Here is a 25131-nt window from a genome sequence, read left to right as displayed (position 1 = left end):
AGGACGGACGTGAGCGGCTCGATCACCGACGCCAGGTCCGAGGGCACGTGCGGCGGCAGCACGACGGCGGCGGCCTGGTCGGCGTCGTAGAAGTTGCGCCCGGTGTACCAGGAGGTCTCCAGGCCGATCCGGCCGGGGAACAGCGGCCGGATAACCCGGTACTCGGCCATCCCGCCGAAATCGGTCTGGCCCCAGTAGGTGACCCGGTCACCGGGCCGGACGTCGCCCCGCAGCCTCTTCCCGACCTCGACGACCCTGCCCACGTATTCGTGCCCGGGGATGATCGGCCAGTTCTCCGCGAAGAGGTGCCCGCGGAAGTAGGAGACGTCGGTGGAGCAGATGGAAACAGCTTCGGTCTGCAGGAGGATCTCGTCCTCACGGCATTCCGGATCGGGCACCAGAGTGCGGTTGATTTCCCCGGGAGAGGTCATCAGGTACGCGTACACGGCGTTTCCTCCACGCAATCGAAGAGCATTCCACTGCCGGAAACCGGCCGGGCCGCATCGCCCGCCGGCTGTGAAGTCCCCCGCACACATCCGCCCCGCGTCCGCCGCTGGCGCCGCCCGCGCCCAGGACGCGTGTCCCGGGCGCGGGCGGCGCCGGACCCCGGCTCAGGAATCGACCTCGAAGGCGACGTCCAGGCCGTACCGGTCGCCCACGTACCGGGATTCGGTCAGCTCCAGCGGCTGTTCGTCCTGGTCGACGATGAGCCGTTCCTCGACCAGCAGCGCGGTGCCGACGGCCACTTCCAGCAGCCCGGCCTCCCGCTCACCGGCCGAGGCCGCCCTGATGGAGGCGTGCCCCCGGGTCGGCACCCGGCCAAGGCCGGTGAGCGTCTCGTGCATCGACGCCGTACGGAAGTCGGCCTGCAGCAGGGCGGCCAGTGTGCCGGGGAACACCGCCCGCTCCAGCGCGGTCGGCAGACCGTCGGCCAGCCGCACCCGCACCACCTCCACGACCTCCGCCGCCGCGGCGCTTCCGGGCAGCCGCAGCCGGTGCACTTCCTGCGGCCGGGCCGGCCGCAGGAGCGCCGAAACCAGCCGCGACGAGGGACTGCGGCCCTGTCTGCGCATTTCCTCGCTGAACCGGACGAGATTCTCCGCGCGCCGGTGGGTCGGCGGTTCCGCGACGAACGTCCCGCGCCCGGAGACCCGGTACACCAGGCCTTCCGCGACGAGCCGTTGAACGGCCGCCCGTGCGGTCATTCGGCTCACTCCGAATTCCTCGCACAAATCGGCCTCCGAAGGGAGGGGATCGTGTGGTCGATGGCCGGCGATCCGGTTCCGGAGCGCCTTTTCGATCTGGTGGTACCGGGGTGCGAAATCGGTTGCCAAAAGGGGTTCCTTCGGAAATCGAGGCTACGCCGTCTAGCTGTCTAGTCAACCAGCGTAGACCAGTGCACAGCGGACATTTCATGGCCAAACACACCACAGGCAAGGGGCGTGCAGAGTGATCTGCCTCACATTTCTGGCTTGGGCAGTGCTGTATAGACAGCTAGACAGGCGGCGGGTAGGGTCAAAGCGCCAGCGCCGTCCCGCCCAGCGGCGGGACGCGAAACGCCACACCCCCGGGACAGGCTCATGGACCCCACCGACATCGACGTCCGCCGGCTCGCCAAGATGATCGACCACTCGCTCCTGCGCCCCGAACTGACCACCGGAGAAGTCCTCGACGGCTGCCACCTCGCCGCGCGCTACGACGTCGCCTCCGTCTGCGTGCGACCCGCCGATGTCCCCCTCGCGGTCAAAGCACTCGCCGGCACCGGGGTCGCCGTCGGCACCGTCATCGGCTTCCCGCACGGCGCCTCCACCACACCCGTCAAGAAGAACGAGGCCCTCGACGCCCTCGCCGCCGGCGCCACCGAACTCGACGTGGTCCTCAACATCGGCCTGCTGCGCAGCGGCGAGGACGACGCGGTGCGCGAGGACATCGCGGCGGTCGTCGGCGCCGCGGCGGGCGGCGCCTGCACCAAGGTGATCTTCGAGAACGCCTACCTGGAGGACACGGACAAACTGCGTGCCTGCCGCCTGAGCACGTTGGCCGAGGCGGACTTCGTGAAGACCTCCACCGGCTTCGCGCCCGGCGGCGCCACCCTAGAGGACGTCCGGCTGATGCGGGCGAACGTGCCCGCGCACATGATGGTCAAGGCCGCCGGCGGGGTGCGCACCCTCGACCGCATGCTGGAGTTCGTGGCCGCGGGAGCCGAACGCTTCGGTGCCACCGCCACCGCCGCCATCCTCGACGATTTGGCCGCCCGCCGCGACGGAGCCTGACCCCGGCGCGGGGCCGCGACGGCGGCAGGCGCCCGCCGGGCGGCTGCCGCTGGCACCAGTTCGAGGCGGTGGGGACAGCCGCGTTGTCGAACGGCAGGACATCCTGATTGCCTTCATCGGCTGGATCCGGTCACTGGTGACCACATGCCGCACGCTGGAAGTGAACTCGCTGATCGACTTCGAGTTCGGGACCGGAGGTTCGGCCGCGTTCACCGGGGCGATCGCCAAGGAGATCCTGCACGAGCTGCGATTGGTCTACTTCACCCCGCCGGAGGCCAAGGACGCCGGTTTCCTGGAGACCGAGCACTTCGGAGTGCTGTTCCCCCATCGGATGAGCCACATCGACCTGACCGGCATCCCGCAGCGTTGGCTGCGGGATCTGACCTGGGACTACCTGGCGAACCTCCTTCGGTCACCACGCTGTCCGCGCTCTGCCGGCCCGGTCGACGATCTTCGCAGGGCCGCCGTCGAGCTTGGGGCCTTCCTGGAGGTCGAGGCGCCTGTCAATCGGTCTTGAACTGGCTCGCGCCGCCGGGCTGCCCGAACCAGGGCACGGCCACGCTCCGCTCGACGGTAACCGCGCCCGAGTCGTAGCCCTGGCCCACTTGCAGCGGCTGTACCGCAGGTCGAGGCCGTCCGGCGGGATGGACCGCGAGCCGAAGGACGGGCTCACCCCCGCAGGTGAGAGCCACCCGCCGTTGCTGTCACCGAAGCGATCCCGGACGTCGACTCATTCGTGCTGGCCGCCGGAAAGGGCGCGCACCGATGTGTTCGTGCCGTGACGCGCCCGGCCCGGTCACCTCAATTACGGGGTGAAGGTCAGCTTCGGCCGGGGCTTGAGGCTCGTCAGGCACAGCAGGTACTTGTCGCTCCCCCGCTTGTACGTGAAGTAGCTGTCGGCGTCGGGATACTTGCGGCACTCCGCCTCACCGTCGGTGGTGTCGTCGGCCCGGCCCACGACGCGGGCGTCCGCCTGTGGGTCGGAGCAGGGGACCACCTTGACGTCCGGGTTGGCGTCGTTCAGGCCGGACATGGCGAGCGGGCTGCTGTTGTGGACGCAGTCGCCGGCCTTGGCGAACTCGGGGTCGTCCTTCAGCAGGGCGAAAAGCAGCGCGATCAGGACCGCCGGGATCAGCAGGCCGACGATCGTGGGCCGCAGGTAGACCGGCTTGCCGGTGTCCATCGGCGTGCCGGGGGCTCCGGGCAGCGGCTCCGCCAGCTTGTTGATCTTCAACCGCTGCGGGATGTTGAACAGCATGACGATCGGGTTGACGATCATCGACGGAATGCCCCACCAGCCCTGCCAGAGGGTGTCGGAGGTCATCTCCCGGTGGGTGGCGATGCCGCAGGTGCGGCAGAACGGGCCCCGTCGCTTGAGGTAGCGCATGACGATGACGAAGCCCTGGTGGCCGCGGATGGTGGCGTCCACAGCCGGGACGGAGCCGCAGACGGCGCAGGTGAGCTGCCCCTCGCCGTACCCGGACGCCCCCTGGTCCGGGGCTGCGGAGGCGGTCTCCGTGGGCGCGGTGGTGTCGGGCAGCTCGGCAGACTGAGTGGAAATGGTGAATCCCCCGTGGTGATCAATAAAGTGCGCTGGGGAAACCTACCGCCCTGCGAACACCAGGAACGGGCCATCGACCTCCCAAGGGCCGGAAGGTCACCGAACCGTGATCATAAACACGCTCACACCCCGGGGATCCCTGCTCGTCGTGCCTGCAGTTCGGAGCGGACGAGTTCGAGGAGGCGCCCCGACCAGTTGCGGCCTCGGCCGGCGTTGTCGCCCCAGAAGGCCGAGTTCATGTCGTCGTAGATCACGGTGGCCTCCTCCGTCGCCAGCAGGACCTCGGCCAGTTCGGGATGCTGGTCGTACTTGGCGCGCAGCAGGCGCGTCATGACGGCGGTCCGGCCGTGTTCCCAGCCCTCGCGGCGAGAGGCTTCGGTCGCGAGCACGTGTGCTGCGGGGGCGGTCTCCGTCGCATGTCAGTGGGAAGAGAAGAGTGGCGCCGAGGGGCGGAATGGCAGCGGGCCGGCGGGGGCGATGGCGGGCGGCGGGCGGTTCGCCGGCCGGAGGCGCTCAGGCGCGCAGGACGACCTTTCCGGCGACGGTGCCGGACTCGGCCAGGCGCATGGCCTCGGAAGCGCGGGCGAGGGGGAGTTCGGCGGCGATCTGCGCGGTGATCTTGCCGTTGTGCAGCGCCTGGAACACCGAGGTGAGGTCGGTGCGCAGCCGGGCCCGGAAGCGGCGGCGGTTCAGCGCCCGGCCGGCCCAGACGTTGTAGAAGTAGGCGTGGCGGCCGTTGGGCAGGGCGTTCCACAGCCATACCCGGCCGAGCAGCTTGAGGACGGGCCACTGCTTGGAGCCGTCGTCGTCCCGGGTGGAGGCGCTGCCGTAGGAGACGAGGGTGCCGCTGGGTGCGAGTAGGCGCCAGGAGTCCACCAGGCCGCGGCCTCCGACGTGGTCGAAGACGGCGTCCACGCCGTGGGGGGCGAGTTCCCGGACGCGGGCGGGGATGTCCTCGGTGCGGTAGTCGATCGGGATCACGTCGCGTTCGCGCAGTGCCGCGTGGTGGCGCGCGGAGGCGGTGCCGATCACCTTCGCGCCCGCGGCCTGGGCGAGCTGGACCAGTACCGAGCCGACGCCGCCGTTGGCGCCGTGCACCAGGACGGTCTGCCCGGCCCGGACGCGGGCCTTGCGGTGCAGCATCTGCCACGCGGTGATGCCGTTTACCACCACTGTCTCGGCCTGCGCCGCGTCGATGCCCTCGGGCACAGGGACCAGGTCAGCGGCGTCCACGACCACATGGCTGGCCCAGCCGCCGACCTTCAGCAGCGCCGCGACCCGCGTGCCGGCCAGGTCCGGATCGACGCCGTCGCCGACCGCCGCGACCGTTCCGACCAGGTCGTAGCCCGGAACGAAGGGGAAAGGCGGCTGGTCGTAGTAACGGCCACGGCGCATCTGCTGTTCTGCGAAGGAGACACCGGTCGCCTCCATGCGGACGACGACCCGGCCCGGGCCGGCGGCCGGAACGGATCCGTGCCGCACCTCAAGGCCCTCCGGCTCGACCTTGCCCGGCAGCACGACCTCGATCAGTTCCCCGGCGTTCACGATGACCTCCCTCGACTCCCCACCCTTCCGTTAGCGGGTGGCTCTTTCGTTAGAAGTTATAACGCCAGAGCGGCGCGACAGTCAAGAACGTCCGTAATACCCTCTAACAAGAGCCGATCGTCACGGAGGGAACCGGCACATGGTCACCGCAAGGAAAGAGACCCCGCGCGAGCGCTATCGCGCCCAACTACAGGCCGAGGTCAAGGAACGTGCCTGGCAGCAGATCGCTGCCGCCGGCGCCGCGGGCCTATCCCTGAACGCCATCGCCAAGCAGATGGGCATCAGCGGCCCCGCCCTCTACCGGTACTTCGCCAGCCGGGACGAACTGATCACCGAACTGATCCGGGACGCCTACCGCAGCCTCGCCGACGCGATCCGCACCGCCGCCGCATCCGGCGCCGACCTCGCCGGTCTCGGCCACGCCCTGCGCACCTGGGCGCTGGCCGACCCTCAGCGCTACTTCCTCGTCTACGGCACACCCGTCCCCGGCTACCGAGCCCCCGACGACACCACCGCAATCGCCTCCGAGATCATGAGCGCCCTCCTCGACGCCGCCCAGTCCCCCGCCGCCACCACCCAGGACGACACCGACGCCCGCCTGGAGACCCACCTCGCCGACCACCGCCACTGGGCAGCCGACCACCCCGCCCCACCAGCCGCTCTACGCCGCGCTCTCCACTTCTGGACCCGCCTCCACGGCATCCTCTCCCTCGAACTCGCAGGCCACTTCACCGGCATGGGCTTCGACCCGGCCCAGCTCTACGACAACGAACTGCACCACCTCACCCGGTAGCCCACCCCTCGGCACCCGGGCCCTGACCAACGCCCTCACCGGCGAACCCGTCCCCCACACCCACGCCTGACACCGGGCTGCGGCCGGATCCCGCAGCCCCGACGACGGACGCCGCCACCGGCACCGCACGGCCGCTCAACCGACGGTACGGGGGCGCAGCACGCCGCGCCCAGGCGCGCCGGCCCGACAGCAGGGATGGCCGCATCACGCGGGCAGGATGGCCGCCGGCGTTGGAACGCCCCGGGCGACGGCAGGTGCGCGGCAGGCGACGCCAGGACGGATTTCCCGTTGTGGGTGTCGCCTGCCGCTGGTCGGCTCAGTGGGCTGGCGCGCACTCCAGGGCCCTGATGGTCGAGCCGTTCTCGTGCTTACGCACGTGCATTTGAGTGGGAATGCGCCGGCGCAGGTCCGCGACATGGCTGACCACTCCGACGGCCCGGCTGTGGGAACGCAGTTCGTCGAGGACCTGGAGGACTTCGTCCAGGGTGTCCTCGTCGAGGCTGCCGAAGCCCTCGTCGATGAAGAGGGTGTCGAGCCGGCTGCCTCCGGCCTCGTGGGCGACGACGTCGGCGAGGCCGAGAGCCAAAGCCAGGGAGGCGAAGAACGACTCCCCTCCCGAAAGGGTCTTGGTGTCGCGCGTCTGACCGGTCCACTGGTCCAGGATCTCCAGGCCCAGTCCTGAGCGGCCTCTGCCGGAACGGGTGTCGGTGTGGGCGAGCAGGTAGCGGCCCAAGGACATCCGCTTCAGGCGGGTGTTGGCCGCGCGCGCGACGTCCTCCAGCCGGGCAGCGAGGACGTAAGCCTCCAAGTGCATGCGCAGCTGGTTGTCGGTGGAGGTCCCGGCTGCGAGTTCGGCCAGGTGTTTGGCACGCGCGTGCTCCTCGGTCAGCGAGCCCAGGCTGGTGGTGTGCGCAGTGAGATCGTCGATGTGTGCGGCCAGGGCCTTGTGGCAAGTCCGGGTCGCGGTCTCGGCGGCGGTGGCGGTGGCGAGGTGTTCGGTGGCCTCGGCCAGGGCCGCGTCGGCGGCCTGCGGGTCCGCGGGGTCCTCCTGTGCGGCCGCCGCGACGGCCGGGTCCGTCAGCGTGGCCGTCTGGGTGGCCTGCTCGGTGTGCCACGCGGCGAGCTCGCCTGTCATGTCGTCGGTCCTGGCCCGCGGGAGCAGCGCCTTCTGCGCGTCGAGGAGCGTGTGGAAGCCGGCGTCGGTGGCCTGTTCCTCGGCGCCCCGGCGGGCCCGGGCCAGGTTGGCCGCTGTGGTGTCGGCGTGCTGGATCGCGGCGCGGGCAGCAGTGATCGTTGCCCGCCGGCCGGTCAGGTGGGTGATGCGGTCGGCCACGCTCGGGTGTCCGTCAAGTGCTGTCTTCAGCCGCTGGCCGAGGAGTTCGGCCTCGCCGGCGTTGGTTTCCCGCCGTCCGAGGTAGTCGCCGATTCGTTTGCCGATCGCTGCGAGTTCCTCGGTGCGCTCCGCGCGCTGTTCGTCGAAGAGCCTCAGCTGTTCTTCGGCGGGTGCGATGTCGGAGGCCGCGCCGAGGAGTTCGGTGTGGGTCTGCTCGGCGTCGCGGTGGGTCTGCACGAGGTCTGCGGTCGTGGCGTCGCCGGCCTGTTCCTGGGCCGCTTCGGCTTCCGCGGCGTATTTCGTGGCGTCCAGTTCGGCCTTCTGCCAGGCCCTCTCGGCCTTGCGGAACTCCTTGTCGGCCTGCGCGGCGTCCTCTCGGGTGGGGTGTCCCTCCCCCGCGGTGGCGGGCCTGGGGTGGGTCGGGGAACCGCAGACGGGACAGGGCCGGTCCGCCTCCAGCTGTCCGGCGAGCTCACCGGCCATGCCTTCGAGGCGCCGGTCGAGCAGTTCCCGGGCCTGTTGTCCGGTCGTGAGCGCGGTTTCCCTCAGTTTCTCGGCCTTGGCGCGGGCCTTGGCGGTCTTCCCGGCCAGGGTGTCGCGCTGGCGGGCCGCGTCCAGTTGCCGCGCGAGCTGCGGCAACGTGACGCCGAGCCGGACGGCTTCCGTGTGGGCCCGCTGGGCCGCCTCCAGCCGGGCGATGTGTTCGGCGCGTTGCTTGTCCGCCTGTCGCAGCCAGTTGGTGATGTCCGCCTGGTCGGCTTCGGCCTGCTCCAATTCCGCGTCCAGGGCCGCGAGAGCGGTGGTCAGTTCGGCGGCGCGTTGCTCGTCGTGGCGCAGGGCGTCCAGCTGTCCGAGGTCGTTCGCCAGCCGATTCTCGATGGTGGCCAGGTCGGCGTCACCGCCCTGGATATGGGGCTCGGGCAGGTTCTGCCTGGCCTTGTCCCGTGCGTCGGTGGCCGTGGCGTGTTCGCGGTCGGCGGCGTCGAGCGCGTTCAGCAGTGCGCGTACCGGCTCGGCGCGCAGGGCGCGCTCCAGGGTTCGCTCCAGCGCTTCGAAGTAGTCGGTCTTCGTTCGCAGTTCCGCGAGGGCCTGGGTCGAGGCGCGGTGGCGATGCTGGCGCTCGGCGAGGGCATGGGCTGTCTCCGCGTGTTTCGTCGCGGTGGAGTGCTCGCCGCGGGCCGTTGCCAGTGCGGCCTGCGCGTCGCGGTGGGCCGTGTCGGCGGCAGTGTGGAGCTTGTGCGCCCAGTCGAGTGTCTGAACCGGGGTGAGGTCCGGGGCGTCCGGGGAGGGGGTGGGCGCGGTGGTGGTGATTCCCACCGTGGCGGCGGCGTGCTGGATGCGGTCCGCGTCGCGCCACACGCCGGCCTGGGCCTGGTCGCGGAGCCGTCCGGTTTCCTTGGCGTGCTCGGAGAGCCAGCGCTGGACGGCGGCGAAGCGATGGGTGCCGAACAGCCGGCTCAGGACAGTGCCTCGCTCGTTGGCGTCGGCCCGCAGGAATCTCGCGAACTCGCCCTGGGGCAGCAGCACAACCTGGCAGAACTGGTCGCGGCTCATTCCCAGCAGGGCGCTGATCTCGTTGTTCGTCTCCTGATGCCCGGAGATGACCGGCTTCCACGCCTCCTGCCCGAAGGCGGTGTCGGCGTGGCGTTCCATCAGGTGGGCCGTGGCCGACAGGACAGTGGCACGGCCCGGTTTCTCCTGCTGGGGCGTGCGAGTGATCCGCAACCTGCGCCCGGCCATGGTGAATTCCAGCTCGACCTGGGTCACGGTGGCACGATCGGCGTGGTGGCTACGCAGCGACAGCGGGTGGCGCGGGCCGGGGACGTAGCCGTAGAGGGCGAAGCAGACAGCGTCGAAGACGGTGGACTTGCCGGCCCCGGTGGCGCCGTGGACCAGGAACAGGCCGCCTTGGCCAAGCGTGTCGAAGTCGACGCTCTCACGGGTGCGGAACGGGCCGAAGGCCTGCAGGGTGAGGCGGTGCAGACGCATCAGGCGGTTTCCTTCACGATTTGCCCGACTCGGGCTTCCTCCACGGCGCGCAGCAGCAGGTCCGCTTCGGCCGGGTCGGGTTCGCGGCCTCCCCTGACGTAACTGATGAACTCGTGGGTGATCTCGATGTCGGTGCGGTGGCGGGTGCGTTCGGCATAGGAGGTGGCGGTGGTGTCGGTTCCGCCCTCAGGGGCGAAGTCGAGGTGGACGGTGTGGGGGAAGCGGCCGCGCAGCCGCTCCATCGCATGGACGGGACGCTGTGCGTCGGTCAGGGTGACGTGCAGCCATGCCTCGCGCAGAGTCTCGTGGGCCGGGTCGCCGATCACCTCCTCCAGACGGCCGGTGAGGCTCTCGAGCGGGCGAGGCACGGGGCAGGGAAGGGCTTCGACGGTGATGGTGGCGTCGGGGTGAAGGTCGATGAGCCACATGGTCTTGGCGTAGCGGGCCTCGCTGAAGGAATAGGCGAGGGGGGAACCGCTGTAGCGGATGCGGTCGGTGACCTTCTGGGGGCGGTGGAGGTGGCCCAGGGCCACATAATCGACGCCGTGGAAGACGGATGCGGGCACCGTCGGGATTCCCCCCGCGGTGATGTCGCGTTCGCTGTCGCGGCTTTCTGTGGCTCCCGTGACGAACGCGTGGGCGAGGACGACGGAGCGGGTGCCGGCGGGCCGAGTGGCGAGGTCCGCGCGGATACGGTCCATCGCCGCGCCGAGGACGGCCTCGTGGGTGGGGGCGTCGGCGCCGAGCTCGTCGCGGGTCATGGCCGGTTCCAGGTAGGGCAGACCGTAGAACGCGACGGGGCCGTGGGCGTCGTGGAGCACGGCAGGCAGGTGACAGGTGGCCGGGTCCGTGCGCAGGTGGATGCCGGCGCGCTCGATCAAGCGGGAGGCCACGCCCAGCCGGCGAGGAGAGTCGTGGTTGCCGCTGATCATGATGACGGGAACGCCGAGATCGGCCAGGGCGTTCAGGGCGTGGTCGTAGAGGGCGACCGCGTCCAGCCCGGGGATGGCGCGGTCGTAGACATCGCCGGCGACAAGGACCGCGCTCACCTCATGTTCCTGCACGGTGGCCAGCATGTGGTCGAGGAAGAGCCGCTGGTGGTCGATGAGCGGTTCGCGGTAGAAGGTCCGGCCCAGGTGCCAGTCCGAGGTGTGGAGCAGCCGCATGGTAGCGGGCATCGATGGGAACTCCTTTTGCCTGCATGGTTGTTACGAGGTCATTCGCAGCAGCGGTACCGCGGGTGGTGAGCGGTCGTCTCCACGGCTCGGTGAAGCTTTCGGCGTGCGTCAGTACGCGTGCGTGACCGAACAAGGGGTGCCGTGCGTCCGAGTTGTCCACGGTGTCATCGCGGTATCTGCCCGTACAGGTGGTGCAGGGGTTGCCGGTGGTGAACACGGTGGCGCCCGGGGCGCGGGAGCCGGGTCATGCTCTTGCCGACGCCCGGCCGGGAGGCCCGTTTCCGTAACACCGGCACAACGGTCTTTATGCAGGCCAGGGTTGTATGCGAGGCCTCTGAGTGGAATTACCGAGGGCGTGGCAAGGACCACCCCGACAACAAGAAGGTCATACGTTCGATTCTTGCGGGCCGCGGACCCCACGAGAATGTCAGTGCCAGAGTGTAGGGACGGGCGCGACCGTGCCGGCTCCGGGAGCGGCGGTTGCGCCGGGCCGCCGGGCAGACAGCGACCTCAGCCTCGCCGACGGGTTCACCTCGTGCAGGACTTCGTCCCGCCCGCCCGCGGCGCGGACCGCACCGGTTTGGGCCGCTCCGAGCGCGGTTCCGCGTGCGCGGTGCGTGACCTTCGGCCACCCGCTGCGCCGGCCGTTCCCATGCCGGCGGGGTGTGGTGGCGGTCACCATGGCGGCGGTTCGGTGTTGACTCAGCGGTGGCGGTGGGTCGGTCGGTGATGTCGTCGGGGTTTGTGTGGTGAGGGCCCTCACACGGAAATGCGATGCACGACGACGGGTAGTGGTGTCCGTTTTTCACCATTTTGAGGCGATTTTGGTGGCGGGCTGGAGGGTGTTTGCGCAGGCCCGGAGGGGAATCGGCGGGGTCGGCGGCTCCGGGCGGCCCGGCTTCCGGATCAGTGCCGGTCGCTTCGGCTACGACCGCGGATCGTAACGAGGGGGTCTTGGCGAGCGCCGATCCGGTCTGGCAGCTTTGCATTCGTCGTCAGTCACATCGGCTCCTGTCCCGCCGAATGCGGCTAACCGCCGAGTCACGCCCCGCGACCGTTCGGCCCCTGTCCGGCCATGGTCGAGGCGGGGCGTGACACCGGCCCAACCCGATTGAGGTCTTGCTCTACATGCCCGCTTTCAAGCTCCGTATGCGTACCTCTGCCGCGATTCTTGCCGGCACCGCCGCTGTGACCGCCCTGGGTGCCGCCGTGGTCCCCACCGTGGCCTCGGCTGCGGACGCCTCCCCGCAGGCGATCGCCGCCCAGATGGTGCCGGCGGACCAGCTGGCCTCGTTCAGCCAGATCGTCTCCCACGAGTCCGGCTGGAGCGTGACCGCGACCAACCCGAGCTCGGGCTCCTACGGCCTGGGCCAGGCGCTGCCGGCCTCCAAGATGGCCTCCGCGGGCGCCGACTGGAAGACCAATCCGGCCACCCAGATCAAGTGGGCGCTGGACTACATGAACTCCCGCTACGGCAGCCCGAACGCCGCCTGGGCCTTCTGGCAGAACCACCACTGGTACTAAGCCGACCATTCGGCTCCCCCGTGCCTCGGGGGTCGGACAGGGGCCGCCCGGGGTGACCCACGAGGGCCTGTGCCCGCGCGTTTCGCGCGGGCACAGGCCCTCGTGCTGCTTCCCGGCCGCCGGGACTGCCCGGGTGAGCGACTGTTCCGGTCGGCGCGACCCAGTAGGCGCCTGCCCACACGGACTGGGAGGCCCGCCGCTCGGCCTCCTCCAGCCGGGCGGACTCGGCCGGCTGCTCTTCGCCCGGCCCTGCCGGGCCGCCCGCGACCCCGGCGCTGTCAGCCGCCCTGCAGCTCACAGGGCAGTTCGCCGAACCCCTGGAGTCCCCGGCGGCTGCCGCAGGACTCCCGCGGCCGTGCGACGTCCGCCTCGTCTCCACCGGCGACACCCGGTAGTCGCCCCGCCGAGCAGGCACCTCGGCGGCCTCTCCCCTGCCTCCGGCACCGCAGTGATCGTGAAAGTGGACGCCTGACACACTGTGCGCCATGACTGAGCACGAACATCAGGCCTCGGCGCAGCTTTCCGAGGCACTGCATCGCAGGCTGGAGCGGATCGAGCGGCTCCTGGAGCCCGAGAAGCCGGAGCGCCCCGCATGGCGCGCAGTCACTCTCGGTGAGCAGCGCTGGGCGGTCTCGGCGGCCATCCTGGTCGCCGTCGGCCTGCAGCTGGCCCTGCCGACCCGTCTGACCATCCACCCGCACTGGATGCTGCCCACTCTGGAGCTGGCGCTGCTGGTGGCCCTCGTGGTGCTCAACCCGCACAAGCGCATCGACCAGACGTCGCGGTTGCTGCGCTTGCTGAGCCTGGCCCTGGTGGCGGTGATCAGCCTGGCCAACGGCTGGTCGGCGGTGAAGCTGGTGCGCGACCTGATCCACACGTCTGCCTCACCGGGCGCGCTGGCGCTGCTCGGTACCGGCGGCGCGGTCTGGGCGACCAACATCATCGCCTTTTCGCTCTGGTACTGGGAGTCGGACCGAGGCGGCCCCGCGGCCCGCGCCCAGGGGGTGAAGTCATACCCGGACTTCCTCTTCCCCCAGATGCAGCAGGAAGGCATCGCGGCGCCGGGCTGGGAGCCCTCCTACCCGGACTACCTGTACGTGGCGTTCACCAATGCCTGCGCCTTCAGCCCGACGGACACCATGCCGCTGTCGGTCTGGGCGAAGCTGCTGATGATGACGCAGTCGGCGGTGTCGCTGATCACGGTGGTGCTGGTCGTGGCGAGGGCGGTCGGCATCCTGCAGTAGCGGCCACGGGTACTCGGGCCGCCACCGGTACTCGGCGATCCGCCGGTGCGGTCCGGCGGCGTCGGGGCCGCAGGCAGCCGGGGGCTCGGCGACGGCCGGCTTCGCTCCTCCCCCCGGCCCGGATCCGCCGGGTGATGCTCGGGCTGCGGCGCGGCGCCCGGGCGTGCGAACCGCTCCGTTCCGTGCCCATGCGTGGATCGAGGCCGATGGTGGACCCGTCGACGAGCCCGCCGAACTCGCCCACTTCCACCCCCTGATCACCATCGCGCCGGAGCACCGGTCGAGCCGATGACCGACCCGGACCGCCACGCGCCCCGCCAGGGTCCGGGGGGCGGTCACAGGCGTAGGAGCCGGCGGGCGTTGCCGAAGGCGATCTTCTGCTGTCGGCGTCCGGGAGGCGGGTCCGTTCGAGCGCGGTGACGGCCGCACCGGTCCTCTCGTAGGGGTCGACCACCCCGGGGAGTACCGCACGCTCTTCGGCGGCGGGATGCCCGCCGAGCTGGTGCCCACGAACGCGCACGGTGCGGGAGAGGAACTGCTCGGATCCGTCGTCGCCTCGCTGGCCGGCGCCCGGCAGGACCGGCCGGAGCGCCAAGACCGTCAGGAAGGCCAGGAAGGCCAGGACCGTCGCGGGCCCGAGCAGGAATGGCAGGCGGGCCTGCTGCTCTGGACCGCCCTGCACGGCCTGGTCGCGCTGTACAACGCGCACGAGAACATGCCCTGGCCCGATCTCACCGACCTCATCGCGCAGACCCTCGCCCTGCACACCGGAAGGCCCGTCGACGAGATCGCGGAGCTCGCTCGGGCAGCGGACCGCTCGGTGTGAGCGGCCCGCGTCAGCAGCCCGGCGCGGTTACGGTCGGCCCCGGTCAGCGGGATGAGGTCCGACACGGTCCGTCGTCGCGCGTCACCGTGCTCGGCGGGGTGAGCGGGCGCGCAACGGCTTCGATGGTGCTTACGTGTGCCCTCCAGGGGTGAGGGCCACGGGAGTCGCCCGGCTCGCGGCAACCGCTTCGACTATGCGGCCGGCCACCGAGTGCACGTGGGTGTGCAGGTAGAAGTGGCCTCCGCTGTACAGGTGCGGTCCGTGGAATCGCCGGGTGTGCACGGCCCAGGCGGCAAGGCGGTCCTTTCTCCGAGTGGGCCCCGGGTGGCGGCAACGGTCACCGGACGCTTTCCGGCCTGGATGTCGCGAGGGCGCGCGTGGTGGCGAACTCGACGACTTGCGCCGCTATTTCCTCCAGCTGTCCTTGGACGTGGGGGTCCGTGCAGGCTCCGGCGGGTGAGAAGCGTGCCGTTGACGTGTTGATCGCGGCGCCCAGCGGTGTGGGCCAGCCGCGCAGCGCATGGGTCACGTCGCGCAGCGCGGCCAGTGTGGCGACGGCGCCCTGCCAGCCGTGGGCGACCGCCACACATCCGACGGCCCGTTCGCTGAAGTAGGGCCGTGTGTCCTCGCGCAGTTCCTCGACGTGGTCCAGGGCGTTCTTCACCAGGCCGGATATCCCGCCGTGGTAGGCGGGGCTGGCGAGCACGAGACCGTCGGCGCCGGCTATGGCCGACAGGAGCCGTCGGGCCTGCGGTGTGATGGCGCCGTGCCGGGGGTCGTACAGCGGCATGGCCAGTGCGGGGCCGCTGATCAGTTGCACTGACGCGCCGCGTCTTTGCGCCGCGTCCAGTACCACCCGCAGGGCCTGCTCGGCGGTTGATCCGGGCCGGCTCGAACCGCCGACACCGACCACGTTCACGTTCTCGTGCACTGGGGTTTCGCCTCCTTCTCTTTCGGGTGCCTGAGGGTGTTTGCGGTGCGGGCTTCGAGGTGGTGCGGTCTGTGTTTCGGCGGGGGCAGGGTGCGGGGTGGGGCCCGCACCCGTGGCGCCGCATAAATAAAAGGTGATTCCACCCGTGCGCGATGAACACGAATGGAATCATCTTTTACTTATTCATGTCAGAAGGTCAGACGGCGGACGCCACGTCGTCGTGCTTCTCGGATACCTCGGCGGCCGCGACCGCCGAGTTTCGCCTGAAGTTCAGCGCGACCAGCACGATCAGCACGATGCCGGCCACGGTGGCCCACATGGCGGTGCGCACACCGTCGGCGGTGGCGACGCGCAGCGCCTCACCGGTCAGTCCTTCGTGACCGGAGTTGGCGACCGCCACCAGAACGGCGAGGCCGACCGCGGCACCGACCTGCTGGCCGGTCGCCGCGACACCCGAGGCGATGCCCTGGTCCTCTCCCGCGACCCCGGTGGTCGCCGCCGCGTACATCGCGGTGAACACGGTGCCCTGACCGAGGCTGAGGATGAGCACACCTGGCACCAGCTCCAGGTACGAACCGCTCGGCGAGACGGAGAACGCGAAGGCCACGGTGCCGACGGCGCCCATGAGGAGCGCGACGATCAGCGTGGCACGCACGCCGAAGCGGGTGGCCAGCTTCCCGCCGGACAGGTTGCCGATCAGCACCCCCACGCACGGCAGGAGGAAGGCGATACCGCTCTTCGTCGCGGAGTAGCCGTGCACGGTCTGGAAGTAGAGGGTGAAGAAGTAGGGCAGCGCACCGAACGTCCCCATGAAGATGAAGGTGACGACGGTACCGGTACTCAGGTTGCGGTTACGGAACAGTCGCAGCGGCAACAGCGGGTCGCGGCCGCGGCTTTCGATGGTGAAGAACGCGGCGAGCACGGCCACCGCGACGGCCGCGATGATCAGGATCGTCGGCGAGGTCCAGCCCGACACCGGTCCCTGGACGAGGGTGAACACCAGCAGCGTCGAACCGACGGTCGCGGTCAGCGCACCGGGCAGGTCGAACTTGCGCCCGGAGGCGCCCTGGTCGGTGTCCTTCGGGATGATGACGAACGTGAGCAGCATGGCGCCGCCGGCGAGCGGGACATTGGCGAAGAAGATCGACGCCCAGCCGAAGGTGCCCGTCAGCACGCCACCGAGCAGCGAACCGAGGATCATGCCGCTACCGCCGGCACCGCCCCAGATCGCCAGCGCGCGGTTGCGCTCAGGGCCTTCGGCGAAGGTCGTGGTGACCAGTGAAAGCGTTGCGGGGGCGAGGAAGGCGCCGCCGATACCCTGCACCGCACGCGCGATGATCAAGGTCGTCGGGTCACCCGCGAGCCCTCCGGCGAGCGAGGAGGCCGCGTACAGGAACAGGCCGAAGGCGAACATCCGGCGACGTCCGAACAGGTCTGCCGCACGGCCGCCGAGCAGCAGGAAGCCGCCGAAGGCGACGGCATAGGCGCTGACGACCCACTGGAGGTTCTGTGCGGAGAATCCGACGCCGGTACGGATCTCGGGCAGTGCCACGAAAACGATGCTGTAGTCGATGGCGTAGATGCACTGGGCGAAAGCCAGCAGTGCCAGGATCAAGCCGAGGCGTCGACGGGGTGGCGCCCCGGCGCCGGCGACTGCAGGAGGCATTGTCTGTGCCTGTCCTTTCTGGGTTTTTCGGGTGCTGGTCAGTGACGCAGGGCGTACGGCAGGCGGCGCGGCGTCGACTTCTGACGCTGGGCCTCGTGGATGCTTGTGCCGTGTCTCAGTCTCATGGGGTACGCCTTCGGTAGTGGGACTCGATAAAACCGGATCAGTTGTTCACACCGAGTGCGGTTTCCGCACTCATGGCGGATTCGAAAAGCCGAATTCGAAAGCCGAGGAGGCCGACGGTCCGGCTATCGGTATTCGGTGGCCGTTCTCGCACCGTTTGAGTGCGGCTTGAGGAAATCGCGGAACCACTGCACGACAGCGGCGTCGAGTTCGTCCCGTTCGTCGCGGTCATCCGGAAGGTGACCGCGGGAGAGGCGGATGAACCGCACGGTCTTGCCCAGTTCGGTCAGCGTCCGGTACAGCTGCTCGGTGCCGTTGATGGCGACGGTGGTGTCGGCTACCGCGTGCGCCAGCAGCAGCGGCGCCTTGATGTCCGCGGCATGGGTCAGCGGACTCGCTGCCCTCAGCCTCGCCAGGTCCTCCGGGTCGTCGACGTCGCCGATCCATTCCACGACCCGTCGGCTCCACGTCGGTGGCAGGGCCCTGACGTCCATTTCGAGGTCCGCCGGCCCGCAGATCACGACACCGGCTCCCCAGTAGTCCGGCAGCCTCGTCAGGCAACTGAGCGCCGCGAACCCGCCGTAGGACATCCCGTGGACACCGAGCCGATCGCCGTCCACCCAGTCCAGGCTTCGCAGAAACCATGCGGCGGCTTCGAAATCGGCCAGGTCGCCGCCTCCCCAGTCGCGGTAGATCAGCCGCTGGTAGGCCAGCCCCCGTCCGGTGGACCCGCGCACGTTCGGCGCCAGCACGGCGAATCCGGCTCGCACCAGCCGCTGGATCAACGGGTCGTGGACCGGCAGCGCGGCCCACTCCGGACCGCCGTGAACGGTCAGCACCGCGGGGACGGGGCCGGCCGTCGAACGCGGGCGGTACAGCAGTCCGGATATCTCCAGCCCGTCCGCTCCGGTGAACCAGACCGTCTCCGGTACGACGAGGTCGTCCGGCAGCTCGCGGCTGAAGTCGGTGAGCTGCTGTGACTCGCCGGATGCCAGGTCCACCAGGAGGTACTCGGTCGCCCGGTCGCTGGCGCCGACCTGTACGAGCAGACGGTCTCCGGCGAACCGCGGCACGAAGCCGTCGTAGCCGAACGGCTGGGAGGCGAATCCGGGCAGTTCGACCGTGGTCTGCTGCGTACACAGCACCGTGCGCTGGTCCTGGGGCAAGGCCCAGACGACCTGCGGGCCCACGATCACGTTCTCCACATCGGCGTCCGGCGTGGCGATCCACTGCAACGGCCGGCCGGGGACGAGCAGAGCGACACCGAGGAAGTCACGGCCCTCGGTGGTGCATAAGTAGATCCCGTCCTCGGTCCACCCGCCCGGCTGGTACTTCGCCGGTCCCTCGTGCGGGGTGAGGTGCTGAGTCCGGCCGGTCGCGAGATCACAGGCGAACAGATCCTGGTCGGTGTTCTGATGGAACTTCAGAACGAGCAGGTGCCTGGAGTCCGGTGAGAAACATATCGGCACGTACCGGTCGTCGCCCTCCAGGACCATCCTGGACGCGCCGGTCGTCAGGTCCCGCACGTAGACGTCGAGGCAGGTGGCGTCACGCGCGCTGGTCGCGTACGCGAGCAGGCGGCCGTCCGGGCTGTACGGCTGGCTCCCGCTCGAATACGGCACGCCTATCTCGCGCCTGACCCCGGGTTCCGCCGCTATCCACTCCAACTCGCCGGTGGACGGGTCGAGTTCGGCCAGCCGGTAGTCCTGGCCGCCGGTCACGTCCGCCACGACGAGCAGGCGTGTCTCGTCGGGCCGCCACGCCAGCCGGGTGACCGCGCCGTCGACCGGGAACATCCGCCGCTCCCCCGCCCAGGTCTGGAACCACGGCTGCGGCCGGCCGGACTCGTCGCTGACGTACGCGAAGCCCTCCTTCGCGGGCCAAGCCCCCCAAACGGTCATGAGTGCGCCGCCAATGCGAGCTGGATCGTGGCCGCGGCGACGATTCCACGGCGGAACAGGGCGAGTTCGAGATTCTCGTCGGGCGCGTGGTTGGCCTCGTCGACGTTGGCCAACGGCACGCCGTAGCAGGGGCATGAGAGCCCGTCGCTGAGCAGGGCGATCGGCAGGCTTCCGCCGAGCGAGGGAACCAGCAGCGGCCGTTGCCCGAGCACGTCCTCGACCGCCTGGAGAATCGTCGCCGTATAAGGGGTCTCGGGTAACGTGGTGGACGGTGCCATGGCCGCGTCAGGCACGAACTCGACGTCGGGAGCGTATCTCGCGACGTGCCGCCGGATGGCGTCGGCGACCTGGTCCGGTGTCTGGCCGCCGACCAACCGGGCCTCGCACCGGGCAACGGCGACGTCGGGGATCACCGCGCGGTGGTCGCCGGAGTCCTCGCAGCTCAACGAGTTCACGGTCAGTGTGGGCATGGCCAGGCGTTCGTGGAATCCCAGCTCGGCCGGTGGCTCCATGCCGGCCGCCCCGATCGCTTTCAGCGTTGCGGCCACGTCCACCGGAAGATCCGCCAGCGCGGCACGCTGACCATCGGTCAACGGCGCGACGTCGTCGGCGAAGCCGGGCACGGTCACGGTCCCGTCCGCCGACCGCATGGTGGCCAGCAGCTGCACCAGCGCCCACGCCGGATTGGGCGCGACTCCGCCCCAGTTCCCCGAGTGCAACGGCCGGTTCGCGCCTCGCGCACGCAGTTCGAACGTCAGGATCCCGCGCACGCCGAGGACCACACACGCCCGGCCCGAGTCGTGCACGGGCCCGTCGCTCCAGATCACCAGATCGGGCTGACCGACCTGGCGTACGGCCGCCGCCAGGTTGGGGCTGCCGATCTCCTCCTCGCCGTCGAGCAACACCGTGACCCGGCAGGGAAATCCGCCGGTCAGGTCCCGCAGGGCACGCAGCCCCAGCAGTTGCGCGAGGTGCTGCCCCTTGTTGTCGCCCGTGCCGCGCCCGTACATCCGGCCGTCACGGATCGACGGCACGAACGGCGGCGTCGTCCACAGTTCGAGCGGCCCGGCCGGTTGCACGTCGTAGTGACCGTAGATCAGCACGTGCGGCCCGGGCCCGTCCGCCGTCCCCACCAGCGCGGGCCAGCCACCGGTCTCGACTTCGCGCGCCCGCAGGCCCGACGCACGTAACAGCCGAAGACCGTGGGCCGCGGCCTCGGCCATGCCCTCGCCGGTCCGGCTCACGCTCGGCCGGGAGATCCAGTCCGCCAGCTCACCATCCAGATCCTGGGCATCCACCCAGTCCCGGAGCTGCTCGATCACAGACCCTCCAACCGATTGCACAGAATGAAATCGGTTGTAGTCAAGCAAACCGGCGCCGCCTTGGCAAGGTACAGTCCGGTACGTGGAAGCGACGATCGAAGATCTCAAAGCACTCGGGCACCCGGTACGCTGGCGCATCCTGCGGCTGTGCCTGGACCGCGCATTCACCAACAAGGAGCTGTCGGTCGAACTCGACCTGGCTCCCGCGACCACCCTGCGCCACGTCCGTGCCCTGGTGAAGACGAACTTCCTGGTCGCCGAACCGGTTTGCACCGGTGAGCACGGCGCCCTGCAACGGCCCTACCGCGCGACCGCGCGCACCCGGGGCCTGGTCATCCTGCCCGACGACTCCGGCCTGGCCCAGCAGGTCGACCTGGCCGTGATCGACGCCCACCGCACCGAACTGATAGCTGCGGGCAAGGACTCCGGCCGGGGTGCCAGGCGGGGCGTACTGCGGTTGCGGCCCGAGTCCGTGGAGTCACTGCGCCGCCGGCTCCAGGACCTGATAGCCGAGTACACCGACGAAGCCGATGGCGAGCCGCTGAGCTACCTGTGGTCGCTCGCCGCCCGGCCTCAACTCGATCCTGACCCCCGGGAGAGCGGTGCCATTGACCAATAGGTGCGACCGATGCTTGACTCATTCACCATTCGAGTGACGCGTCCGAGTTCGCCATGGCGGGCGGCAGGACATGGCATCAGTTGCTTGTCAGAACTTGTACGTCAATGACCGGGCTGGGCCAGGCTGCCGGCACTGATCATTCGGCACGGCGCAGGCTTGGCGGGGTGGTTCCACACGCCCGCAGCACCGAATCCGGGGAAACCCGAGGCACCGAATCCGGGGACACCCGAAGCACCGAATCCGGGAAAAGGGTATCGAATGAAGATTGTCATCGCCGGCGGCCACGGCAAGATCGCCCTGCGGTTGACTCGGCTCCTCGCCGAACGTGGCGACTCCGTCGTGGGCATCGTGCGCAACCCCCGCCACGTCGAGGACGTCAGGGCGGCGGGCGGGGAGGCCGTCGTGCTCGACCTCGAGCGTGCGACGGTGGACGAGGTGGCCGCCACCATGGTCGGCGCGGACGCTGTCGTCTTCTCGGCCGGCTCGGGCAACAGCGCCACCTCCGCACGCCGGGACAAGGTGGACCGGGGTGCCGTCGTGCTCGTCATGGACGCGGCGCAACAGGCCGGTGTGCGACGGTTCCTGCACGTCAGCTCCATCAACGTGGGCTGTGCCGACGACCGCGGCATCGGTGAGGGGTACGCCATCTACCTGCGGGCCAAGCGCGCCGCCGAACAGCACATCTTCGCCCGGAACGAGCTCGACTGGACGGTGCTTCGGCCCGGCGTGCTCACCGACGGAGACGGCGAGGGCACCGTCGAACTCACCGCCGGGAACAGGGTCGGACCGAAGCACGCCAGGTTCGACCAGGTCGCCAGGCAGGACGTCGCCGCCGTGCTCGCGGCGCTCATCGACCGGCCCGACACAGCCGGCCGCATCTACGTGGTGGTCGGCGGCGAAACCCCCATCGAAAAGGCGATCGACCTCTAGAGCGTGTCCCGCGGATCACGGTCGTGCGACCCGGGATCGGTGCGATTCCCGGCGGCACCGCAGGGGCTCCGCGAATAATGGTTGAAGTTCGGGCGTCCCGAGTCGGATGCAGATCTTGAGGGATCGATTCGGGACGCCGCCACGAATAGCGACGTCACTTCGTTCCGCCTGAACAGCCGGGCGGGCGAGACGTCATTCACTCACACACAGTCCGATCCGGACAGTGGGCTCAGCACGAAGGGTCTCCTTTTACCAACACAGGGGGGTTACTTTGTTGTGCAGTCAATTGCAGAGACAAGGCCGGCGGCTCGAGCCGGCGTCGTGATCGCCGGCAACGGCGCCGTCGGCACGGCTCCGGGGAACTTATCGGCCGACCGCCGATTCGGTTCCGTCGTGGTCGCCGACCCGCCGCCCCACCAGCCGCCGCCCCACCAGCGGTCGAACAACGCCCCGACAGCGCGCTGCACCCACTGGGCGGTGACCGCGGCGGCCATCCCGTACTGGGGAGCGGGCAATGCCGAGGCCGCGCACCGGGGGCCGGGCGACATCGGCAGTCCGGTGGCCGAGGCACACTGGGCCGGCCTGCTGCTGCTGGACGGCTGTACCCACGCGGCACCCGCCGCGGGCGAGAAGGTGTTGCGCGACTGGCAAGTGCCCGACGGGGCGATCCCGGCGGTGACCACCGTGGTCGTCGCGGCCAGCCCGGCCGACCGGTTCGACCAGGCGTCGGCAGCCGTCGACCGGCCCGGCCCGGGCCAGCCCTGGTTCGCCGAGATCGGCTACGCGCACTGCTTCGCGTTGCTGATGGCCGGCCAGGTGCGGCACGCGTGCCGGATAGCCGAGAACGGCTACCGGGACGAGGTGGCCGCCGGGAACACCGCGGTGGCCGGCGGCTGGCTGGCGCTGCGCGGCCAGGTCGCCAACGTGGCCACCGCCATCGCCGATGCGGAGGCCGCTTCGCGCCTGTTCGACGGCGGCAACACGTGCCTCATGCTGGCGCCGCGTCTGGCCGAGCTCGCCGTGTTCGGCGATCAGGCCGACGCACAACAGACCCGGCAGCTCGCCGGCCAGGCACCCGAGAACCGCCTGTTCCTCCCGTGGACGACCCTGAGCCAGGCGTGGACCACGGCGGCCGGCGGGGACACCACTCTCGCCGCCCGGCAGGCACTCTCCGCGGCCGACATCGCCATGTCCCTGGGCCAGTACGCCGTCGAAGCCACGGCGAGCTACGACGTGGCCCGTCTCGGCAACCCCAACGCCGTACGGCATCGCCTCTGCGCGCTCGCCGATCTGGTGCCGGGGCCCGTCGTGCCGACCATGGCCGGCGCCGCGGCCGCGTTGGCCCGCTCCGATCCCGGAGCGCTGGACGTCGCCACGGCGAAGTTCACCGAACTCGGGATGGACCTGCTCGCCGCGGAGACCGCCACCGCCGCGGCCGCACTACGGCACACTTCCACGCCCTCCAGCGCGATCGCGTGTCCGAACGCGACGACCCCGCTGTTGCAGCTCACCGCCTCGCTGGTCGAGCTCACCAGCCGCGAGCGGGACGTCGCGCTGCTGGCCGCCAACGGATCCACCAGCCCCGCCATCGGGCACCGGCTGGGGCTGTCCGCCCGCACCGTCGACAACTACCTGGGCCGCGCCTACCAGAAGCTCGGGGTGACCAGCCGGCGCGATCTGGCCCCGCTGGTCGTCGGCGACCGTCCACAAGCATCCATCCATGCCGAAGGGAAACAGCGATGACCTCCATGAGCGACCTCGACAAGATCTCGGCCAACCGAGAAGGCTTCAACCTGCGAGCACGGGCGCATATGCAGTCCTCGTACTACGACGTGGAACGGTTCAAGCAGGGCCACAACATGCTGCGCAAGCTGGAGCAGGAGGAGCTGGGCGACGTCCGCGGCCGGTCCCTGCTCGAACTCCAGTGCCACATCGGCGTCAACTCGCTCTCGCTCGCCCGCATGGGCGCGAAGGTGACCGGCACCGACATCTCGGACGACGCGATCGACATCGCCAACGGCCTCGCCACGGAACTCGACCTCGACGCGAGCTTCGTCCAGTCGAACCTCTACGACCTGCCGAAGGTGCTCGACGGCCAGTTCGACATGGTGTTCACCGGATACGGCACCCTCTCCTTCCTGCCCGACATCGCCGGCTGGGCCAAGATCGCGGCGCAGTACGTCAAGCCGGGCGGCACCCTCACGATCGTCGAGATCCACCCGATCCTCACCCTCTTCGGCGATGTCGACGGGGAGTTGCGGGTGGCCCGCTCGCTGTTCCAGTCCCGGGACGTGCACCACGAGATGTCCGCGACCTACGCCGACCGGATCGAGGACGAGGTCGAGGTGGAGAAGCACTCCATCTACGGCTGGCGGTGGACCATCGAGGAGGTGCTGAACTCGCTCATAGACGCCGGCCTGACCATCGAGCGCGTCCGCGAGGTCCCCTACGACGCGCGCCAGCGGCTCCCGCTGATGGTGCCGGACGGCGACCACAACTGGCGGATCCCGGGCGACCCGATCCCGCTGTCCTTCGCCTGCGTCGCGAGGAAGTGAGCCCGGCATGGCAGATCAGATCGTCGCGACACCGCAGATCCGCGAGTACGTCCGCGCCGTCTCCCTGCGGGAGGACCCGATCCTGGCCGAACTCCGCGAGGAGACCGCGGGGTTGCCGGCCGGCTCGGCCATGCAGCTCATGGCCGAGGAGGGCCAGCTGCTGGCGCTCCTCGTCGACCTGTGCGGTGCCACATCGGTGCTGGAGATCGGCACCTTCACCGGCTACAGCACCCTGTGCATGGCGCGCGCGCTACCGGCGCACGGCACGGTCGTCACCCTCGACCTCAACGGGCGCTGGCCGGCGATCGGCGCCGACTACTGGAAGCGCGCGGGGGTCGCCGACCGCATCGACGTCCGCCTCGGTGACGCGACGAAGACGCTCACCGCCCTCGCCGACGAGCGGGGCGGCGAGAGTTTCGACCTCGTGTTCATCGACGCGGACAAGGCCAACTACGGGACGTACTACGAGGCCACGCTCGACCTCACGCGACCGGGAGGGCTGATCGTCATCGACAACACGCTCTTCTTCGGCCGGGTGATCGACCCGGACCACCAGGACCCGGACACCACCGCGGTCCGGGCGCTCAACGCGTCGCTGCGCGACGATCCGCGCGTGGACGTCTCGATGCTCACGATGGCCGACGGGATCACCCTGGCCCGGAAGAGATAGACCCATCGGGTCGTAGCCGGCCGGACGGGGGGGGGGGGGGGGGGGGGCCCCCCCCCGCCCGGGCCCCGTAGCCCCCCCCCCCCCCCCCCCCCCCCCAAAACCCACCCCCCCCCCCCCCCCCCCCCGGGGGGGCCGGGGGTGGGGCCTC

22 protein-coding genes and 1 pseudogene are annotated in these 25131 nt (G+C 70.2%); 12 read left to right on the top strand and 11 right to left on the bottom strand.

Annotated features, from left to right (window positions below):
• Window positions 1-161: 161 nt before the first annotated feature.
• Window positions 162-431, bottom strand: a pseudogene (locus tag ACIG5E_RS31425) (alcohol dehydrogenase catalytic domain-containing protein); the annotation flags it as partial.
• Between the two features lie 180 nt (window positions 432-611).
• The gene (locus tag ACIG5E_RS31420; RefSeq protein ID WP_396539172.1) at window positions 612-1334 is read right to left on the bottom strand and encodes a GntR family transcriptional regulator; all 723 of its coding nucleotides are present in this window, start codon (window positions 1332-1334) and stop codon (window positions 612-614) included.
• Window positions 1335-1580: 246 nt separating this feature from the next.
• On the opposite strand from ACIG5E_RS31420, the gene deoC reads away from it, so the two are divergent.
• Complete coding sequence (gene deoC, locus ACIG5E_RS31415; protein ID WP_396539170.1) at window positions 1581-2273, top strand: deoxyribose-phosphate aldolase; 693 nt, start codon at window positions 1581-1583, stop codon at window positions 2271-2273.
• On the top strand, window positions 2215-2790 hold the full coding sequence (locus ACIG5E_RS31410; protein ID WP_396539251.1) for a hypothetical protein: 576 nt from the start codon (window positions 2215-2217) through the stop codon (window positions 2788-2790). Before deoC ends, ACIG5E_RS31410 begins: the two co-directional genes overlap by 59 nt.
• A 288-nt stretch (window positions 2791-3078) precedes the next feature.
• Here ACIG5E_RS31410 and ACIG5E_RS31405 read toward each other — a convergent pair whose 3' ends face one another.
• The 3 genes from ACIG5E_RS31405 to ACIG5E_RS31395 all read right to left on the bottom strand — a co-directional run bounded on the left by ACIG5E_RS31405 (window position 3079) and on the right by ACIG5E_RS31395 (window position 5379).
• Window positions 3079-3702: a hypothetical protein gene (locus ACIG5E_RS31405; RefSeq protein WP_396539168.1), complete on the bottom strand. Its 624-nt coding sequence runs from the start codon at window positions 3700-3702 to the stop codon at window positions 3079-3081.
• Window positions 3703-3956: 254 nt separating this feature from the next.
• On the bottom strand, window positions 3957-4223 hold the full coding sequence (locus ACIG5E_RS31400) for an NADAR domain-containing protein (protein ID WP_396539166.1): 267 nt from the start codon (window positions 4221-4223) through the stop codon (window positions 3957-3959).
• Window positions 4224-4347: 124 nt separating this feature from the next.
• Complete coding sequence (locus tag ACIG5E_RS31395) at window positions 4348-5379, bottom strand: medium chain dehydrogenase/reductase family protein (protein WP_396539164.1); 1032 nt, start codon at window positions 5377-5379, stop codon at window positions 4348-4350.
• 139 nt (window positions 5380-5518) lie between these two features.
• Here ACIG5E_RS31395 and ACIG5E_RS31390 point away from each other — a divergent pair, with 139 nt between their 5' ends.
• Window positions 5519-6172 (top strand): TetR/AcrR family transcriptional regulator, encoded by a 654-nt coding sequence (locus ACIG5E_RS31390; RefSeq protein ID WP_396539162.1) that lies wholly within the window; start codon window positions 5519-5521, stop codon window positions 6170-6172.
• Window positions 6173-6488: 316 nt separating this feature from the next.
• Here ACIG5E_RS31390 and ACIG5E_RS31385 read toward each other — a convergent pair whose 3' ends face one another.
• Complete coding sequence (locus tag ACIG5E_RS31385; RefSeq protein WP_396539160.1) at window positions 6489-9494, bottom strand: AAA family ATPase; 3006 nt, start codon at window positions 9492-9494, stop codon at window positions 6489-6491.
• Entirely contained in the window at window positions 9494-10660 is a 1167-nt protein-coding gene (locus tag ACIG5E_RS31380) for an exonuclease SbcCD subunit D (protein WP_396539245.1), read from the bottom strand. The genes ACIG5E_RS31385 and ACIG5E_RS31380 overlap by 1 nt, the downstream gene beginning before the upstream one ends.
• A gap of 1161 nt (window positions 10661-11821) precedes the next feature.
• Here ACIG5E_RS31380 and ACIG5E_RS31375 point away from each other — a divergent pair.
• From ACIG5E_RS31375 to ACIG5E_RS31360, 4 genes are all read left to right on the top strand, one after another.
• On the top strand, window positions 11822-12196 hold the full coding sequence (locus ACIG5E_RS31375; RefSeq protein ID WP_396539158.1) for a transglycosylase SLT domain-containing protein: 375 nt from the start codon (window positions 11822-11824) through the stop codon (window positions 12194-12196).
• Between the two features lie 485 nt (window positions 12197-12681).
• Window positions 12682-13440, top strand: coding sequence for a hypothetical protein (locus tag ACIG5E_RS31370; protein ID WP_396539156.1), 759 nt, complete (start codon window positions 12682-12684; stop codon window positions 13438-13440).
• Window positions 13441-13603: 163 nt separating this feature from the next.
• Window positions 13604-13732, top strand: a complete 129-nt coding sequence (locus tag ACIG5E_RS31365; RefSeq protein ID WP_396539154.1) for a lasso peptide biosynthesis protein — start codon at window positions 13604-13606, stop codon at window positions 13730-13732.
• Between the two features lie 195 nt (window positions 13733-13927).
• Window positions 13928-14266, top strand: coding sequence for a hypothetical protein (locus ACIG5E_RS31360; protein ID WP_396539152.1), 339 nt, complete (start codon window positions 13928-13930; stop codon window positions 14264-14266).
• A gap of 337 nt (window positions 14267-14603) precedes the next feature.
• Here ACIG5E_RS31360 and ACIG5E_RS31355 read toward each other — a convergent pair whose 3' ends face one another.
• From ACIG5E_RS31355 to ACIG5E_RS31340, 4 genes are all read right to left on the bottom strand, one after another.
• Complete coding sequence (locus ACIG5E_RS31355; RefSeq protein ID WP_396539150.1) at window positions 14604-15197, bottom strand: NADPH-dependent FMN reductase; 594 nt, start codon at window positions 15195-15197, stop codon at window positions 14604-14606.
• 196 nt (window positions 15198-15393) lie between these two features.
• Window positions 15394-16812, bottom strand: a complete 1419-nt coding sequence (locus ACIG5E_RS31350; RefSeq protein ID WP_396539148.1) for an MFS transporter — start codon at window positions 16810-16812, stop codon at window positions 15394-15396.
• A gap of 299 nt (window positions 16813-17111) precedes the next feature.
• On the bottom strand, window positions 17112-18887 hold the full coding sequence (locus ACIG5E_RS31345) for a S9 family peptidase (RefSeq protein WP_396539146.1): 1776 nt from the start codon (window positions 18885-18887) through the stop codon (window positions 17112-17114).
• Entirely contained in the window at window positions 18884-20209 is a 1326-nt protein-coding gene (locus ACIG5E_RS31340) for a M20/M25/M40 family metallo-hydrolase (protein WP_396539144.1), read from the bottom strand. Before ACIG5E_RS31340 ends, ACIG5E_RS31345 begins: the two co-directional genes overlap by 4 nt.
• A gap of 82 nt (window positions 20210-20291) precedes the next feature.
• Between ACIG5E_RS31340 and ACIG5E_RS31335 the strand changes: the two genes are divergently transcribed.
• The 5 genes from ACIG5E_RS31335 to ACIG5E_RS31315 all read left to right on the top strand — a co-directional run bounded on the left by ACIG5E_RS31335 (window position 20292) and on the right by ACIG5E_RS31315 (window position 24983).
• Entirely contained in the window at window positions 20292-20828 is a 537-nt protein-coding gene (locus ACIG5E_RS31335; protein WP_396539142.1) for an ArsR family transcriptional regulator, read from the top strand.
• 258 nt (window positions 20829-21086) lie between these two features.
• Window positions 21087-21758: an SDR family oxidoreductase gene (locus tag ACIG5E_RS31330; protein WP_396539140.1), complete on the top strand. Its 672-nt coding sequence runs from the start codon at window positions 21087-21089 to the stop codon at window positions 21756-21758.
• Window positions 21759-22079: 321 nt separating this feature from the next.
• Window positions 22080-23501, top strand: coding sequence for a LuxR C-terminal-related transcriptional regulator (locus tag ACIG5E_RS31325; RefSeq protein ID WP_396539138.1), 1422 nt, complete (start codon window positions 22080-22082; stop codon window positions 23499-23501).
• Window positions 23498-24313 (top strand): class I SAM-dependent methyltransferase, encoded by an 816-nt coding sequence (locus ACIG5E_RS31320; protein WP_396539136.1) that lies wholly within the window; start codon window positions 23498-23500, stop codon window positions 24311-24313. The genes ACIG5E_RS31325 and ACIG5E_RS31320 overlap by 4 nt, the downstream gene beginning before the upstream one ends.
• Before the next feature lie 7 nt (window positions 24314-24320).
• Window positions 24321-24983: an O-methyltransferase gene (locus ACIG5E_RS31315; RefSeq protein WP_396539134.1), complete on the top strand. Its 663-nt coding sequence runs from the start codon at window positions 24321-24323 to the stop codon at window positions 24981-24983.
• Window positions 24984-25131: the final 148 nt, after the last annotated feature.

The organism is Kitasatospora sp. NPDC053057, from assembly GCF_044546945.1.
Classification (GTDB): Bacteria; Actinomycetota; Actinomycetes; order Streptomycetales; family Streptomycetaceae; genus Kitasatospora.
This window is presented reverse-complemented; position numbering and strand designations above follow the sequence as displayed.

What these genes read in the sequence shown, in the direction of transcription:
- deoC (WP_396539170.1), top strand. Translation starts at nt 1,581, where the DNA reads ATGGACCCCACCGACATCGACGTCCGCCGGCTCGCCAAGATGATCGAC.
- ACIG5E_RS31390 (WP_396539162.1), top strand. Translation starts at nt 5,519, where the DNA reads ATGGTCACCGCAAGGAAAGAGACCCCGCGCGAGCGCTATCGCGCCCAA.
- ACIG5E_RS31385 (WP_396539160.1), bottom strand. Translation starts at nt 9,494, where the DNA reads ATGCGTCTGCACCGCCTCACCCTGCAGGCCTTCGGCCCGTTCCGCACC.
- ACIG5E_RS31380 (WP_396539245.1), bottom strand. Translation starts at nt 10,660, where the DNA reads ATGCGGCTGCTCCACACCTCGGACTGGCACCTGGGCCGGACCTTCTAC.
- ACIG5E_RS31375 (WP_396539158.1), top strand. Translation starts at nt 11,822, where the DNA reads ATGCGTACCTCTGCCGCGATTCTTGCCGGCACCGCCGCTGTGACCGCC.
- ACIG5E_RS31370 (WP_396539156.1), top strand. Translation starts at nt 12,682, where the DNA reads ATGACTGAGCACGAACATCAGGCCTCGGCGCAGCTTTCCGAGGCACTG.
- ACIG5E_RS31360 (WP_396539152.1), top strand. Translation starts at nt 13,928, where the DNA reads ATGCCCGCCGAGCTGGTGCCCACGAACGCGCACGGTGCGGGAGAGGAA.
- ACIG5E_RS31345 (WP_396539146.1), bottom strand. Translation starts at nt 18,887, where the DNA reads ATGACCGTTTGGGGGGCTTGGCCCGCGAAGGAGGGCTTCGCGTACGTC.
- ACIG5E_RS31330 (WP_396539140.1), top strand. Translation starts at nt 21,087, where the DNA reads ATGAAGATTGTCATCGCCGGCGGCCACGGCAAGATCGCCCTGCGGTTG.
- ACIG5E_RS31320 (WP_396539136.1), top strand. Translation starts at nt 23,498, where the DNA reads ATGACCTCCATGAGCGACCTCGACAAGATCTCGGCCAACCGAGAAGGC.
- ACIG5E_RS31315 (WP_396539134.1), top strand. Translation starts at nt 24,321, where the DNA reads ATGGCAGATCAGATCGTCGCGACACCGCAGATCCGCGAGTACGTCCGC.